At 73.3% G+C, this 15,717-nt stretch carries 12 protein-coding genes; 5 read left to right on the plus strand and 7 right to left on the minus strand.

Annotated elements, in window-relative coordinates; translation table 11 throughout:
* Positions 1 to 15: 15 nt before the first annotated feature.
* Positions 16 to 2,352, minus strand: coding sequence for a radical SAM/SPASM protein FxsBH, inactivated beta-hydroxylase extension form (gene fxsBH / locus OG737_RS05090; protein ID WP_405922398.1), 2,337 nt, complete (start codon positions 2,350 to 2,352; stop codon positions 16 to 18).
* A 139-nt stretch (positions 2,353 to 2,491) separates the two neighbouring features.
* Here fxsBH and OG737_RS05095 point away from each other — a divergent pair, with 139 nt between their 5' ends.
* Positions 2,492 to 3,352, plus strand: coding sequence for an alpha/beta hydrolase (locus OG737_RS05095; RefSeq protein WP_328924930.1), 861 nt, complete (start codon positions 2,492 to 2,494; stop codon positions 3,350 to 3,352).
* 114 nt (positions 3,353 to 3,466) lie between these two features.
* On the opposite strand, the gene OG737_RS05100 is transcribed toward OG737_RS05095, so the two are convergent.
* Both OG737_RS05100 and OG737_RS05105 read right to left on the minus strand, forming a co-directional pair.
* Positions 3,467 to 4,363 carry a S1 family peptidase gene (locus tag OG737_RS05100; protein WP_328924931.1) on the minus strand — a complete coding sequence of 299 codons (897 nt, stop codon included), beginning with the start codon at positions 4,361 to 4,363 and terminating at the stop codon, positions 3,467 to 3,469.
* Between the two features lie 460 nt (positions 4,364 to 4,823).
* Positions 4,824 to 6,149, minus strand: coding sequence for a DUF5685 family protein (locus OG737_RS05105; protein ID WP_405922399.1), 1,326 nt, complete (start codon positions 6,147 to 6,149; stop codon positions 4,824 to 4,826).
* Positions 6,150 to 6,432: 283 nt separating this feature from the next.
* Here OG737_RS05105 and OG737_RS05110 point away from each other — a divergent pair, with 283 nt between their 5' ends.
* Positions 6,433 to 6,885, plus strand: a complete 453-nt coding sequence (locus OG737_RS05110; RefSeq protein WP_328924932.1) for a cell division protein SepF — start codon at positions 6,433 to 6,435, stop codon at positions 6,883 to 6,885.
* A gap of 9 nt (positions 6,886 to 6,894) precedes the next feature.
* On the opposite strand, the gene OG737_RS05115 is transcribed toward OG737_RS05110, so the two are convergent.
* Positions 6,895 to 8,067 (minus strand): acyl-CoA dehydrogenase family protein, encoded by a 1,173-nt coding sequence (locus OG737_RS05115; protein WP_328924933.1) that lies wholly within the window; start codon positions 8,065 to 8,067, stop codon positions 6,895 to 6,897.
* Between the two features lie 103 nt (positions 8,068 to 8,170).
* Positions 8,171 to 9,862: an MFS transporter gene (locus OG737_RS05120; protein ID WP_328924934.1), complete on the minus strand. Its 1,692-nt coding sequence runs from the start codon at positions 9,860 to 9,862 to the stop codon at positions 8,171 to 8,173.
* A gap of 277 nt (positions 9,863 to 10,139) precedes the next feature.
* Here OG737_RS05120 and OG737_RS05125 point away from each other — a divergent pair, with 277 nt between their 5' ends.
* The gene (locus tag OG737_RS05125; protein ID WP_405680159.1) at positions 10,140 to 11,255 is read left to right on the plus strand and encodes a hypothetical protein; all 1,116 of its coding nucleotides are present in this window, start codon (positions 10,140 to 10,142) and stop codon (positions 11,253 to 11,255) included.
* Between the two features lie 226 nt (positions 11,256 to 11,481).
* Positions 11,482 to 12,552, plus strand: a complete 1,071-nt coding sequence (locus OG737_RS05130; protein WP_328924936.1) for a phosphatase PAP2 family protein — start codon at positions 11,482 to 11,484, stop codon at positions 12,550 to 12,552.
* Between the two features lie 300 nt (positions 12,553 to 12,852).
* Here the strand turns inward: OG737_RS05130 and OG737_RS05135 are convergent, their stop codons facing one another.
* Positions 12,853 to 13,833: a YafY family protein gene (locus OG737_RS05135; RefSeq protein WP_328924937.1), complete on the minus strand. Its 981-nt coding sequence runs from the start codon at positions 13,831 to 13,833 to the stop codon at positions 12,853 to 12,855.
* Positions 13,834 to 13,878: 45 nt separating this feature from the next.
* A complete protein-coding gene (locus tag OG737_RS05140; protein WP_405921233.1) occupies positions 13,879 to 14,604 on the minus strand; it encodes a transglycosylase family protein in 726 nt (241 codons plus the stop codon).
* Between the two features lie 297 nt (positions 14,605 to 14,901).
* On the opposite strand from OG737_RS05140, the gene OG737_RS05145 reads away from it, so the two are divergent.
* Entirely contained in the window at positions 14,902 to 15,714 is an 813-nt protein-coding gene (locus OG737_RS05145) for a hypothetical protein (protein ID WP_328924939.1), read from the plus strand.
* Positions 15,715 to 15,717: the final 3 nt, after the last annotated feature.

Raw genomic sequence — 15,717 nt, forward strand, 5'->3', positions numbered from 1 at the left:
CGCGGACCGCGGTGGTCACTCCTCCCCGGCGGCGGCGTCCTTCGCCGCAACGCCCCCGGCCCCCGCCTCGAACTCCCCGCGCAGTTCGCCCACGACCGCTTTGCCGCTCACCGTCAGCTCCGCCGCGCCGGACAGCCGGTCCAGGGCGCGCTTGATCGCATCCCCGTCGCCCTCTCCCTCGCCGTCACCGTCCCCGCCGCCGAGGCCCTCCGACCGCCGGTACTCCTCGGCCGCCACCCGCGCGTACGCATCGGCCAGCAGCTCCGACACCGGCACCGGCCGCTCCCGCCAAGGGGATTCGTGCAGCCACTCCCCGTCCAGCGCGTACAGGTCGGTCACCTCGGTCAGCTCGCGCAGCCGGGCCCGCCGCCGCCCGGTGAGGAGCGCCAGGGCGGTCCCGCGTACGCCCGCCGAGCAGGGCACGCCCAGCGCGCCGGGCCCGCACCGCCCCGCGCGCCCCCGGCCGGCGCCCGCTCCGCCCACGAGTGGTGTGAGCGTGCCCAGGCCGGCCGCGGTCTCCCGCGCCAGGACCGGCACCGTGCGGTGCAGCAGCGCCCAGGCCGCGCCGAGCCGCCGCTGCCAGCCCTCGGCTGCGGCTCCGTCCAGCCTCGGCGAGGGCGGCCGGGAGAAACAGTCGCGGTAGGGGTCGACGTCCTCCAGAGCCATCGGCCGCACCCACGCTCCGGTTCCCGGAAGGACCCGTACGGGCTGCCAGCGCGGACCCTCCTCGGACAGCCCGAAGCGGGTTTCGGTGCCGCCTTCCCGTACGGAGAACCCCGCGTCGGCGGCCCTGATCCCGGCCCGGCCCTCCTCGGCGGACGCGCCGGTGCGCAGCAGGCCGAGCGTGGGCAGGTACAGCGCGCCGCCCGGGTGGACCACGGGCACGGTCATGTCCAGCCGCCCTCGCACCACGGCCGCCGCGGCCAGCGCGGACAACTGCCGGACCGGTTCCGTTCCCGGGGGCCGCCCCCGGCGTACCGGATCCAGGGCGGCGAGCACCCACGCGCGGGTGTACGGATGGTCCAGTACGGCGTCCAGCGCGTCCGGCGCCGCGGCCTCCACGGCCGCGAGCAGCTCCCAGGAGCGCTGCCAGTCCTCGCCCCGCTCGCCCCCCGCCTCCGCCATGTCACTGTGCAGCCGGGCCAGCAGTACCCGGGTCAGCTCCTGCTGGGAGGCCAGGAGTGCGGCGGGCCCGGCGACCTCGGGCGCGATGACGACGGGGGCGGTGCGCGCTTCGACCCCGTCCACCAGTTCCCGCAGGTCGGCGCAGTAGACCGAGGGGTTGTCGAACCCGTTCGCGGCCCGGTAGCGGTGCGCGTAGAGGCCTCCGCCGCACGAACGCACCACGGGGCACCGGCGGCACTCGGCGCTGACGCCCGCGAGGCCCGACTGGCGGGCCCGGATGCCGGGGTGGGCGGCCACCTCGTCGAAGCTGTGACGGAAGACGTCGAATCCGGTGGCGGCGGCACCCTCGTGAGCGGTCTTGAGCGAGTCGGCCTGCTCCAGCGTGCCGTCGGTCTCGACGACGACCAGGTCCGTGGGTGCCAGGCCGAGCGACTCCGTCAGGCTCGGCCCGCCCCGCAGGGTGCTCAGGAGCGAGTCGAACAGCCGGACGGGCACCGGCCTGCCCCGCGCCTCCCAGTGGTCGAAGGCCCGCAGGAGCCACCGGGCGTAGGCCACGGGCAGCCCGTCGGGCCGGGCCGGGGGCGTCTCCCACGTGGCGTGCGGCAGCAGGAAGTCGATGCGCGGCGGTTCGAGCGAGGTGAGCGCGTCGAGCACCGCGCGGGGGTCGTTCTCGACGTCCACCGTGCAGAGCAGGCCCTGGTACAGGTGCCGGTAGCGCTCCTGCCTGAGCAGTTCGAGCGCCTTGAGGACCAGGGGGTGGCTGGAGCGGCCGTCCGCGAAGCGGCGGTGCCGGTCGTTGGCCGTGCGGTCGCCGTCGAGGGACACCCCGACCTTGACCCCGTACTCGGCGAAGAGGTCGAGGAAGGAGACGCCCAGCCGGAGCCCGTTGGTATGGATGCGCAGATCGAGTCCGGCCACCCCGTGGAGGGCGCTGGTGAGCACCTCGCACAGCGTCCGCAGCCGGTCGGGGCCGGCCAGCAGGGGCTCGCCGCCGTGCAGGATGACGGTCACCGAGGGCAGGCCGTGGGTGGCCGCGTGCTCGGCGAGTCGCGCCGCCACCCGCTGCGCCACCGGTTCGGAGAGTGCCTTGGGCTGTTGCCGCCAGCTCTGGTCCGCGTGCTCGTAGACGTAGCAGTGGTCGCACGCGAGATCGCATCTGCTGTGCACCTTGACCACGAACTCGCGGAAGGGGACGAGCCGCACGCCGCCGTCCCCGGTGACCTCCATCGCGACGGGTGTGCCGCGCTCGGAGCGAGGGGTGGTTGGCACGGTTCCCCCCTCAGGGTCGTGGTCGTGTTTCCATCGGTGGAGCTGTCGTCATGAGACTAGAGACATCCGTAGGACGCCGACAGACCACGGAGGTGCAGTGCGCGTCGAGGTCAGGGCGGGAGACGGCCGCCGGATCGTGGCCGAGGACTGGGGTGCGCCGCACGGGGTGCCCGTACTGCTACACCACGGCACCCCGGGCAGCCGGCTCGGAACCGCCCTGCCCGGCATCACGGACCGCTACCCGGACATCCGGTTCTTCGCCTACGACCGACCCGGGTACGGGGATTCCGAGCGGTGCCCGGGGCGGACGGTGGCCGACGCCGCTGCGGACTCCGCCGCGGTCGCGGACGCCCTGGGCGTGGACACCTTCGCCGTCGTCGGCCGCTCCGGCGGCGGCCCGCACGCCCTCGCCTGCGCGGCGCTGCTCCCGGAGCGGGTGACGGGGACGGCCGCCCTGGTCAGCCTCGCACCGTGGGATGGAGCCGGACTCGACTGGTTCGCCGGCATGACCGCCCACAACGCGGAGCACTACGCGCTCGCCGTCCGCGATCCGGCGGCCCTGGAACGGCGGCTCACCCCTCGGGCCGCGGCGATCAGCAGCGATCCGGCCCTGTTGCTGGACGAGCTGCGGGCCGATCTCTCCGACGCCGACCTGCCGGTCCTCTCGGACCACGGGGTGTATCAGACGCTGCTGGACAACTACCGGGAAGCGCTGCGCACTTCCGGGTACGGCTGGCTGGACGACAGCCTGGCCTTCTGCCGGCCCTGGGGCTTCGATCCCGGCTCGATCCCCGGCCGGGTCCTGCTGTGGCGCGGTGCCGAGGACACCTTCTCCCCCCTGGGCCATTTCCGCTGGCTGGCCGGGCACATCGAGCACAGCACCACGGTCATGGAGCCCGGGGCCGGCCATTTCGGCGCTCAGTGCGCGCAGCCGGAGGCCCTGGACTGGCTTCTGTGACGGCTGACTGCTGACCGCTGCCTGCTCCCCCAAAGGCGAGCCCCTGCCCACGAGCTGGGCAGGGGCTCACGGTCGTGCCGCAGGCCGGGCGGGTCTCCTACCCGGCCCCGGGGATCAGTACACGCTGACCCCGTAGGCGTTGAGGGCCTCGACCACGGGCTGGAAGTAGGTGGTCCCGCCCGAGGAGCAGTTGCCGCTGCCGCCGGAGGTGAGGCCGACCGCGCGGGTGCCCGAGTAGAGGGGGCCGCCGCTGTCGCCGGGTTCGGCGCAGACGTTGGTCTTGATCATGCCGTAAACGATGTCGCCGCCGCCGTAGTTGACGGTGGCGTTGAGGCCGGTCACCGTGCCGCTGTGGGTTCCGGTGGTGGAGCCGCGCCGGGTCACGGACATGCCGTTCGTGGCGTTGACGGCGCTGGTGATGTCCTGGCTGCCGACGGTGCCGGGGTGGGCGAGCGAGGTGTTGTCGTAACGGATGAGGCCGTAGTCGTTGGTGGGGAAGCTGGAGCCCACGGTCGCGCCGATGGTGGTGGTGTGGGAGGAGTTGGTCCACCAGGTGCCCGCGCCGTCGGTGCAGTGCCCGGCGGTCAGGATGTAGTAGGTGCTTCCGCTGCGCACGTTGAAGCCGAGCGAGCAGCGCCAGCCCGACGCGTAGATCGCGTCGCCGCCGGAGATCAGCTTGGTCAGCTTGCCCGGGGTGCGCTCGATGCGCAGGGCCCCGGCTTCGGCGCCGGCCTCGCGCTTGATTCTCGCGATGTCGGCGGCGGAGACGGTGGAGTCGGCGGCGACCACGAGGGTCCCGGTGGCGGGGTCGGTGTGCCAGGCGGTGCCGGCGACATTGGCACGCAGGACGGATGCGCCGGCCGAGGCCAGCTGGGCGGAGCTGAACGCCGCGTCCTTGCCGTCCCGGCTCGCGTCCGCGTTCGCCACGGTGGGGGCGGCGAGCGCTGCGACGGCGGCCAGGCCGGTGGCCACCGCGAGCAGCCTGGTACGGGTGATGCTCTTGATCCTCACTTCTCGTCCTCCGAGAGGGTCGGGGGCCCGGCGGTCGTGGGGGTGCCGGAGCCCGTGAGGCGCAGCCGGGGCACGGGTAGTGCACGCTTTTGCGCCGTGTCCCTGACAAGCACTGTCGGGAGTGTGGGGGCGTCAGTTACCGGTCGCAAGGGCGTCTTTCAGCCGCCCCTCGCTCGCCGCCGCACCGAAGAGCAGCGTGTTCCGGGGCGGCACCCCCGACCCTCCCCCGGAACGGCCGGAATTCGACCTTCCGGGTAATCGGCCGGCCCGGAAGTCCCCCCGGACGGGGTCCGGGAGGGGTGCCGGTCCCGCGGGGCACGGCGGCCACCCGGCGGCCGCGCCGTTCCCGCCGGTCGACGGGCGGATCGTCTGCGTCATCGCTCATCCCGCACCCCTTCCACACCGGTCCGGACGGGAACCGCGGGGTAGCCCGTCCGGACCTGCGGAATCTGAAAGGGGTTCAGCAGCCGCAGTCGCAGCCGCAGTCACACCCGTCGCAGCAGCCACCGTCGCCGCAGCAGTTGCAGCAATCGCAATTGCAGTTGCTGCAGTCACAGTCGTCGCACCAGGCGTCGCGCTTCTTCCGCGACCACGGACCCTCGTGGTCCGTGCAGCACAGCTGGCAGGTGCAGAACAGCCCGAGGGCCACCGCGCAGCCGGCGAGCAGCCCGCGGCGCGGCTTCTGGGGGGGCAGGCCGCCGCCACCACCGCCGCCACCGCCACCGCCGGGCCCCATGGGCGGCGGCATGCCCGGCCCGCCCGGAGCGTGGCCGGGAGCACCCGGCGCGTAGGGGTTGCCACCCCCGTACGGAGCGCTGCCGTACGGGCCGGGTCCGCCCGGCGCATAGCCCTGCGGCGCGTAGCCCTGCGGCGGCGGCCCGTAGCCGCCCTGCCCCTGCCCGGCGGCGTTCGTCCCGACGTGCCCGCAGCTGCTGGTCCCGAAGGCCCGGTCCACCGATGTGCGCAGCTCGTGCACGAGCAGCCGGTGGGCGAGTCCCGCGTCGGCGAACTCGACCTCGCGCAGCGCCAGCCTGATGCCGTGCAGGGCGTCGTCGCACAGCCGTCGGGCCTCGGTGAGCGAGGTCCCGGTGGCGGTGAGCGGGTTCCAGGCGCCCGCCGCGGCGTCGGCGCTCCGGTCCTCCACCGCGTCCAGCAGGTGCGCGAGCCGCCCGAAGTACCGGCCCGCCTCGGCGAGCGCGGGGGCGTTGCCTGGCCGTCCGGCCAGCTGCGCGGTATGGGCGAAGGCCGCGGCCGTCGCGGTCTCCGTCGGTTCGGTCACGACGAGTACGGGCGTGCCGAGGCCGGCCAGCGTCTCGATGCCCGCCTGCCGGTCCACGGCGTCGACGAGGACCGCCGTGTCGAAGCCGAGCGAGGCCCCGGTGCGGGCACCGGCCCGGTCCCAGCCGCGGGCCACCTTGCGGGCGGCCGCGGCTATGGGGGCGCGGGCCAACAGCCCGTCGCGGTCCGCCACGTGGTCCCGTACCTTCGCGGAGGCCAGGACGAGCGAGACGGCGGCGGCGAGCCGGGCTCCCTCGCCGTTGGCGACCGGGGCCGTACGCATCCCGCGCAGGGGGCAGGGGCCCGCGGTGCGGCGGGCACCGGGCGCCGGACCGGACTGAGCCTCCGTCAGAACGGAGACGAGCAGCCCGTCGTAGTTGGTGACGATCCGGGCGAACTGGCCGTGGTCACCGCGAAGTGCCAGGCAGAGCCCGCACAGATGAGCCATCCACTCCGCTTTGAACCGCTCCCCCAGCCGGTGCGTGCAAGGTCTGACGATGCCGAACAACTGCTTCCCCCGTGTGTCGTACGCGTGCCTGCCCGGCATGGTATCGAGCCGGATTCTTCACCCGTACGTCCCCGTCGCTCACCCGTACGGACGTGGCAGTCGTATTTTCACTCAGTCAGCAGTGTTAGCCGTCTGGATCCTTGATCGTGCAACGCATGTTCTGCACCAGTACCGTCACGAAACCCGTGCGCGGCGACTATCCACTTGGCGCGTTGTCAGCATCATGGACGACCATAGGGGCAGCGGAGAGAAGACAGACTGACCGCGGTGAAAGGAGGCGTCCATGGGTTCGGTGCGCAAGGCGAGTGCCTGGCTGGGTCTCGTGGAGGACAGCGACGACGAGCGTTACTACGACGACGACTACGCGGAGGCCGCCCAGGGTGGCTCGGTGTCCGGGCCCGGCGACCAGTGGGTCACCGACCCCCGGGTCAGGGTGGCGTCGGAGTCGGCCGTCGAGCAGGGCCGTCGGATCGCGACGGTCACCCCGGACGGCTTCCGTGACGCGCGGGGGATCGGCGAGCTGTTCCGCGAGGGCGTCCCGGTGATCGTCAACCTGTCGTCGATGGACCCGGGCGACGCGAAGCGCGTCGTCGACTTCGCGGCCGGACTGACCTTCGGGCTGCGCGGTTCGATCGAGCGGGTGGCGACCAGGGTCTTCTTGCTGACCCCGGCCGACACCCAGATCGTGAGCGGCGAGCCCGGCGGCCGCTCGCGCGAGTTCTTCAACCAGAGCTAGGCAGGGCCCTCACCGGAAGGCGTCGAGCCCGGTGAGCGCCTTGCCCAGCACCAGTTGGTGCATCTCGACGGTGCCCTCGTAGGTGAGGACCGATTCGAGGTTGGTGGCGTGCCGCATGACGGGGTATTCGAGTGAGATCCCGTTGGCACCCAGGATGGTCCGCGCGGTGCGACAGATCTCGATGGCCTCGCGGACGTTGTTGAGCTTGCCGAAGCTGATCTGCTCCGGCCGCAGGGTGCCCGCGTCCATCCGCCGGCCCAGATGGTGGGCGAGCAGGATGCCCTTGTGGAGTTCGAGGGCCATGTCCGCGAGTTTGGCCTGGGTGAGCTGGAAGCCGCCGATCGGCCTGCCGAACTGCTCCCGCGTCTTCGCGTAGCCGAGCGCGGACTCGAAGCTGGAGCGCGCCGCGCCCATCGACCCCCAGATGATCCCGTACCGCGCGTGGCTGAGGCAGCCGAGCGGCCCCTTGAGCCCGGTGACCTCCGGCAGCACCGCGTCGGCCGGCAGCCGTACGTCGTCCATCACGAGCTCGCTGGTGACGCTGGCCCGCAGCGACCACTTGTGCTTGATCTCCGGCGCGGAGAACCCGGGGGTGTCGGTGGGCACCGCGAACCCGCGGATCCCCTCGTCGGTCTGCGCCCACACCACGGCGACCGCCGCGACGGAACCATTGGTGATCCACATCTTGCGGCCGTTCAGCACCCAGTCGGTGCCGTCGCGCTTCGCGTACGTGCGCATGGCGGCGGGGTCGGAGCCGACGTCGGGCTCGGTCAGCCCGAAGCAGCCGATCAGCTCGCCGGCCGCCATGCCTGGCAGCCAGCGCTGCTTCTGCTCCTCCGAGCCGTACTTCCAGATCGCGTACATGGCGAGCGAGCCCTGGACGGAGACCAGCGAGCGGATGCCGGAGTCGGCGGCCTCCAGTTCGAGGCAGGCGAGACCGTACTGAACGGCGCTGGCGCCGGCGCACCCGTACCCGGTGAGGGACATGCCGAGCGCCCCGATGGACCCGAGCTCCCGGGCCAGCTCCCGGATCCCGGGCAGCTCGCCGCTCTCGTACCACTGCGCGATGTGCGGCAGCACACGGTCGGCGGCCCAGCCGCGGACGGTGTCGCGGATCGCGAGGTCCTCGGGCCCGAGGAGCTCGTCGAGCCCGAGCGGATCAAGGGGCAGGAACGCGGACACGGGGCCTCCCGAAGGCCTGAGTACAGAACCTAGCAGCGCGAGTTTTACGCTCCGCCGACGCTATGCGTCCGCGCCGGGCAAATCCAGCCCCACCCGCGTCCGGTCAGCCCGCCTGCTCCACCGGAGACGGACACGGCTCGCCGCTGACCTGCGCCGGCAGCCGCACGACCGCGGACTCCGCGGGGGACTCGGTGCGGGCCTTCGCGGGGGTTTGCGCGTCGGTCTCGCGGTCAGCCGCCCCGCACTCCATCACCCGCGGCAGCCTCAGCGCCATCACGGCCCCCGCCAGCAGGAGCCCCGCACTCACCAGGAGCGTCACGTGCAGCCCGTGCACGAACGAGTTGCGGGCGGCGGCGTACAGCGCCGCCCCCGCCGGCCCTCCGAGGTGCACGGCGATCTGGTAGGCCTCGCCCAGGGAGTGCGCGGCGCTCGCCGAGTCCGCGGGCGAGACCCCCGGCACCCGCGCGATCCCCGGCGCGTACGCGGCGTTCATCACGCTGCCCAGCAGCGCGATGCCCATGCCCGCGCCCAGCTGGTACGAGGTCTCGCCGATCGAGGCCGCGCCGCCCGCGGTGTCCGCGGGGGCCTCGCTCAGCATGGACTCGTACGCGGCGAACAGCGTGGTCTGGAGCCCGAAGCCGAGCAGGATGAAGCCGGCGGTGAGCAGCACGGGCCGGTCGTGCTGGCCCATGAAGGTCAGCAGCAGCACGGCGAAGGCGGTGAGCAGGAAGCCCAGCGAGACCATCGTCCGCGGCCCGATCCGGGCCAGCGTGTACGAGCCGGTGGCGCCCGCGGCCATGGCGGCGAAGGTGAGCGGCAGCAGTCGCAGGCCGGTCGCCAGCGGGCTGAGGTGCAGCACCAGCTGGAGGTACTGGACGGCGATCAGCTCCAGGCCGACCAGGGCCAGCATGGCGAGCACGATGCAGCCGACGGAGGTCGAGAAGGCGGCGCGGGAGAACATCCGCATGTCGATCAGCGGGTGCGTGCGCCGCTTCTGCCTGCGTACGAAGAGGACGAGCAGCGCCACCCCGAGCACCAGCGGCACCAGCGCCTGCGCGTCGAGGAGCTGCCGCTCGGCGCCCAGCCGCTTGATGCCGAGCACCGAGCCGAGCACGCCGGCGGCGGCCATCAGCGCGCCGGTCACGTCCCACGGTCCGTCGCAGGAGCCCTTCGACTCGGGCAGCAGCCAACGCCCCAGCGGCAGGATCAGCGCCATCAGCGGGATGTTGATGAGGAAGACGGAACCCCACCAGTAGTGCTGGACGAGGAAGCCGCCGAGCACGGGTCCGCTGGCGGCGCCGATCGCGGCCACGGCGGTCCAGATGCCGATGGCCAGGGCCCGCTCGCGCCGGTCCGGGAAGACCTGGCGCAGGATCGACAGGGTGGCGGGCATGATCATCGCACCGCCGATGCCGAGCAGGGCGCGCGCGGCGATGAGGACCTGGGCGTTGTCGGCGAGGGCGGCGATGGCGGAGGCCACGCCGAAGAGCCCGTAGCCGAGGAGGAGGACGCGGCGGCGGCCGACCCGGTCTCCGAGGGTGCCGAAGAGGATCAGCAGCGAGGCGCAGACCAGCGGGTAGGCGTCGACTATCCAGAGGAGCTCGATCGAGCCGGGGCGCAGGTCCTCGGTGATGGAGGGGACGGCGACGTGCAGGATCGTCGCGTCGAGCGCGACGAGGACGAGGCTGACGCACAGCACCGCCAGGACGACCCATCGGTTGGCCCCGCCGGAGGCTGCGCGGAGCCGCTGCCAGGGCGAAGGGGTCCTGGCCCCGGCCGCGTTCGTCCCCGACATGCATGTACCTCCCAGGTGATCCCTCGCGCTCGGCGGACCAGCGTCTTGCGGAGCCACGGGGGGTGGTGCGCTGTGCGGCGTCCAACGGGGTCCGGCATCGACACGCGAGTGAACGGTCAGCGTACGCGAGTTCGCCTGCCCGATACGTGGTCAAGCTCTCATACCGGCGGCGGCCGTTCTGTGGTGTACGCCACTCCCCACACCTCGCCCTTCCCCCGCGTACACGCGCGCTCACGGCCCGTGGTTCTCGGGGCCGTCGGCGTCGCCACCGATAATCATGCCCGTGAAAGATCTTGGATTCCGCCGGGCCGCGCCCGCGCTCGCCGTCTTCGCGGCGGTCCGCCTGCTCGGGCTGGCCGTGCTCGCGGTGTGGAGCGCGGCGGCCGGCAGCAGCCCGCACACCTTGCTGTCGGCGCGCTGGGACTCGCTCTGGTACGCCCGCATCGCCGCCGAGGGGTACGGGTACGAGGTGCTCCTCCCGAACGGGGACGTCCACTCGAACCTCGCCTTCTTCCCGCTGCTGCCCTGGCTGGAGCGGCTGGTGTCGGCGGCGACCGGGCTCTCGTACGGCTCCGCGGGTCTGGTGGTCTCGACGGCGGCGGGGCTCGCCGCGGCCTGGGGGATCTTCGCGGTGGCGGACCTGCTCCACGGCCGCCGGGCCGGGGTCGTCGCCGTCGCCCTGTGGGCGGCGCTGCCCGTCGGGATCGTGCAGTCGATGGCCTACAGCGAGTCGCTGTTCACCGCGCTGGCCGCCTGGGCGCTGTACGGGGCCCTGCGCGGCCGGTGGCTGACGGCGGGCCTGCTCGCGGCCGGGGCGGGGCTGACCCGCCCGGTCGGAGCCGCGGTGGTCGCCGCGGTGTGGGTGGCCGTCGCACTGGCATGGCGGCGCGGGGAGCGGTCGTGGCGGATGACCGCGGGGGCGGCGCTGGCTCCGCTGGGTGCGGCGGCGTACGTGCTGTGGGTCGGCGCGCACACCGGGCGCGGCCTGTTCGGGTACCTGGACGTGCAGGGCGGCTGGGGCAACGGCTTCGACGGGGGCTGGGCCTTCGCCCGGTTCATCGGGGCGAAGTTGGCCTCCTCCGCCTTCGCGGCCGGACTCGGGCTGATCGCGGGGGTCGTGCTCGTGCTCTGGCTGTACGGGCGGTGCGTGCGGCAACGGCAGCCGGCGCCGCTCCTCGTGTACTGCGGGATCGTCGTGGCGCTGGCGCTCTGCGCGTCGGGGTACTTCGGCTCCAAGCCCCGGCTGCTGCTGCCCGCCTTCCCGCTGCTGCTGCCGGTGGCGGTGGCGTTGGCCCGGTGGCGGACCCGCCGGGCGGCCCTGGTGCTGGGCGCGGCGGCGCTGGCCTCGGCGGTCTACGGGGCACTGTGGCTGAACGGTTCGGGCCCTCCGTAACGGAATGGATCATTCCGATCCATCATTCGGCAAAGGAAAGGAGCTGCGGCGATAAAGTGTCACTAAGTATGCGAAATAATTGCCAGGGCAGTGGATCAAGGCCGCTCCAACCATTGCCGAAATACGGGGAATTAAGTCCCGCGTGAGACCAACTCCACATCACATGGTCATCACAAAGCCGGTGATTCGCCCGGGCTGACCATCGGCGCGCGGTAACGTCGATTGAGTGCGTACCGACCAAATCCTGACCCGTCTGGAGCGGGTGTTCGCCCGGCTGGACCGGGAACCAGAGCGACCGGCTCATCTGCAAACCCCGCAGATGAGCCGGCACCGCGTCGTTCTCCTGGGATCGACCCTCGCCTTCTACCTCGCGATCGTGGTGGCCGTACTGACCACGTCCTGGCTCGTCCGCCTGGACTGGCAGATCATGTTCTTCCGGCCCTACGAGCAGTGGCCGCAGGTGCACGCCTTCCTCGACTACCTCGTCGTGCTCGGCCAGCGCGGGCCCACCGCGGTCATGGTCGCCGCCTGGCTCGGCTGGCGCTCCTGGCGGCAGCACACCCTCCGCCCGCTGATCGCCCTCGGCGTGGCACTGCTGCTGCTCAACATCACCGTCGGGTCCGTCAAGCTCGGCCTCGGCCGACTCGGCCCGCACTACGCCACGGAGATCGGATCGGCCGAACTCTTCGCGGGCGGCGATATATTCCCTTCCGGCCACACCGCGAACGCCGTCGTGACCTGGGGCATCCTCGCGTACCTGGCCTCCACCGTGGTCACCCGGCGGGTGTTGTCCGTGGTGTCCGCGGTCGTCTCGCTGAGCGTCGGCGCCACCACCGTCTACCTCGGCACCCACTGGGTCAGCGACGTCCTGCTCGGCTGGTCCGCGGGGCTGCTGATCCTGCTGGCGCTGCCCTGGTTCGAGCCGCTCATCGCCCGGTCCGAGGCCTACGTCTTCGAGCTGCGCGAACTGCTGCGCCGCCGCGCGGAGACCGGCCGGATGTCCGCGCCGGTCGCGTCCGCGCTCACCCCGCTGCTCTCCGCGGGCGGAAAGTGGCAGCTGGTCCGCGTCACCGACCCCGCCGAGGAGCCGGCTCCCGCGGCCGCCGCGGCGCTCGCACAGGCCGCCGTACCCGTCGGGCACACCCCGGCGCCGCGGCCCGCGGCCGTGCTCTCCGCCCGGCCGCACGTCATCCGGTCCGAGCGGACCCCGGTCACCCCCGTCGGCAGCCGCCGCCCGGCGCACACCGAACGGGCCACCGCCCGGGGGGCGGCGCCCCGCCCGGTCGCCGGCGGCTGAACCGACGCCGCGGGACGGTACGCACACCTCACCGCAGACCGCGAAGGCGGGCCGGGTCACTGACCCGGCCCGCCTTCGTCGTTCGCCGTCCGTCAGCAGCGCGCCCTGACGTTCGTCCGTCCCGGGTCACGCTTGTGTCACAGAATATCGACAGTCGCCAATTGTTTTTCGGCCCGCGACACGCCCGTCGCACAACCCGTTTGGAATTTCCGCCGAAGCCAATCCACGCAACCGGGGAATTTCTGCCGGAGATTGCCACGGACCCGTTGGACCGGACCAGCTGAATCCCCCTCACTTCCCCTACATTTCCTTCACCGCCGCCGACTCCACGGCCCGCCCCAGCAGATCCCTGGCGGCCCTGATCCGGTCGCTCAGCTCGGGCGGCTCGACCACTTCGAACTCACAGCCGAGCAGCATGATGTGAATCACCAGGACGTCCAGGCTCACCGCCCCGGTGCGCAGCAGGCAGCTCTGCCCGTCGACGGGTTCCAGGGCGCCCTCGCTCGGCCCGACGATCCGCGCCGCCTCCTGCGCCGAAACCTTCAGCCGTACCACCGCGCGGGCCGCGTACGCGCGCTGCGCCACGCCCTCGGAGACGTATGCGGCGAGGTCCTCGGCGGGCGGCCGGCGCGGCGTGAACCGCGGCCCGTGCGGCGGCCTGGGCTCGATCCGGTCGGCCCGGAAGGTGCGCCAGTCCTCCCGGTCCAGGTCCCAGGCGACCAGGTACCAGCGCCGCTCGGTGCACACCAGCCGGTGCGGCTCCACCGCGCGGCGGGTCACGTTGCCCTCGTGGTCCCGGTAGCCGAAGCGCAGCCGCTCGGCGTCCCGGCACACGGCGGCGAGCTCGGTCAGCACCGAGGGATCCACGGTGGAGCGCTGCGGCCCGCGCAGCATCGGCACGGTGAACTCGTTGAGCGCGGAGACCCGGCGCCGCAGCCTCGACGGCAGTACCTGCTCCAGCTTGGCGAGGGCCCGTACGGAGGCTTCCCCGATCCCCTCGACCCCGTTCCCGGCGGCGGTCCGCAGCCCGACGGCCACGGCCACGGCCTCGTCGTCGTCCAGCAGCAGCGGCGGCAGCTCGGCCCCCGCCCCCAGCTGGTACCCGCCGCCGGTCCCGGGACTGGCGTTCACCGGATAGCCCAGCTCCCGCAGCCGGTCCACGTCCCGCCGGACGGTCCGCGCGGTCACCCCGAGCCGTTCGGCGAGATCGGCCCCGGTCCATTCGCGGTGAGCCTGCAACAGGGACAACAGACGCAGCAGTCGCGCGGAGGTATCGAGCATGGCCGAAGTCTGCCAGCGGCGAACTGCGCCGGGGCACGCCCGCGTTCAGCGGCGAGGCGTCCCGGTGGGCGACGACGGGGCCACGGCCGGAGCGGGCGACGGACGGGGAGCCGGGGCAGGCGTCGCCTCCCCCGGGACCGCCGGAACCACCGGGACCGCCGGAGGGGCGGTCGCCCGCTCCGGAATGGCCAGCAGCATGCCCACCTCGATCGCCTCGGGCCGGGCCCCGATCAGCTCCCGGTTCGCCTCGTACAGCGCCCGCCAGCCGCCCGGCACCGTGTGCTTGCGCGCGATCGTCACCAGCGTGTCCCCGTCCCGCACCACGTGCATCCGCCCGGCCAGCCCGTACCGCTTCGAGCACGCGGGCCAGGCGTCCCAGCCCTGTCGGCCGATCACGTCCTCCGCGACCCGGATCTGCTGCCCCCGGCTCGCCAGGTCCGCCCGCGGCGCGAACGCGGGCCCCCCGTACTCCACCCACGTCGGGTGCCAGAACTGCAGCCCGCCGTAGAAGCCGTTGCCGGTGTTGATCGCCCAGCGCCCGCTGCTCTCGCAGTCGGCGACGCAGTCCCAGGGCCACTGCCCGCCCGGCCCGCAGTCCCCCGGCCCGCTTCCGATCAGGCCCGGCGAACCGGGGTGCGACGCCCCCGCCGGCCCGGGCGCGGGCGGCGGCGGTGCCGCGCCGGCCGCCGCCGTACCGGAGGGGAGTACGAGGACCAGTACGGCGGCGACGGCAGCGGCACCGGCGGCGCGCCGGATCCGGAGGTGGGGCACCGGGTCACGCTACGCAGGCCGCACCGCCGTCCCGGCCCGGCGCACCGGGCGCGCCCCGCGCCCCACCCGGTCGGCCGACCGGCCACCCCTTCCCCAAACGGCCATCCTCGGCCACCAACTGCGCACAAGAAGAAAACAGTTGGCACGAAAGGGAAGCTCCGGTCGGACGGTTCACTCCTCCGGGGGCCCGGTTCGATTCCGTTCCCTCCAATGGCGTGACCCCGGCCGCCGCTCCCCCGTTGATCCCGGTGAGCCGGGAACCGCCCGGCCCCCGCACCTATGCCGAGGAGCCACCCCGTGCCGCGCATGCTCGACGTCAGTGATGAGGTACGTGCCGAGATCGGTGACGAAGAAGCCGACAGGCTGCTCGTCGGCGAGGACGCGCCGCGCAGTTACGACTGCACCTCCTGTCGCACCCCGGGCGACCCCGAGAACGACCGCACCAGCACGGTGCTGTTCGTCGGCGAGGAGACCGCCGTCCTCGCCTTCGCCCACGCCACCTGCATCCCCTCGCAGGTCGTCTCCGTGTCCGAGGAGCAGCTCCAGGGCGCCGTGGCGAGCATCACCGGCGACAGCCCGGCCCCCGGCGCGCCCGCGGCCGCCGGTGCCCCGCAGAACGTGCCCGGCGGCCAGGCCGTCCTCGGCATCACCAGCGGTCTGATCCTGATCGGCGGCGAGCTCCACCCCGCCCTCGTCGTCGAGCCGACCGCGCCGATCGCCCGCCCCGGCAGCGACGGCCCCGGCGACGACTTCCTCCCGCTCCTCATCGAGCAGGGCTTCATCCCCGTCACGGACACGGCCGAACTCCCCACCCCGCTGAACGGCTGGTCGGTCCTGCTCGCCGGCGGCCAGCTGCACGCCGTCCTCCAGCCGGGCACCGAGGGCAGCCGCCCGGTCGCCTGGTGGCAGGCGCACCAGGCGCTGTCGGTCACCGACGGCTGGCGGGCCGCCGTCAACAAGAACCAGCGCGTGCTCATCTACGCCGCCCCGGTCGGCTCCATCGGCCAGCAGCCCCGTGAGGACCTGCTGCGCGACGCGCTGGACAAGGCGGCCGCCGCGGGCAAGCTCGTGGCCGCCTCGATGCCCCTGGCGGGCACTCCGGGCGCCTGATCC

The sequence above is a fragment of the Streptomyces sp. NBC_00122 genome, assembly GCF_045160845.1.
GTDB lineage: Bacteria > Actinomycetota > Actinomycetes > Streptomycetales > Streptomycetaceae > Streptomyces.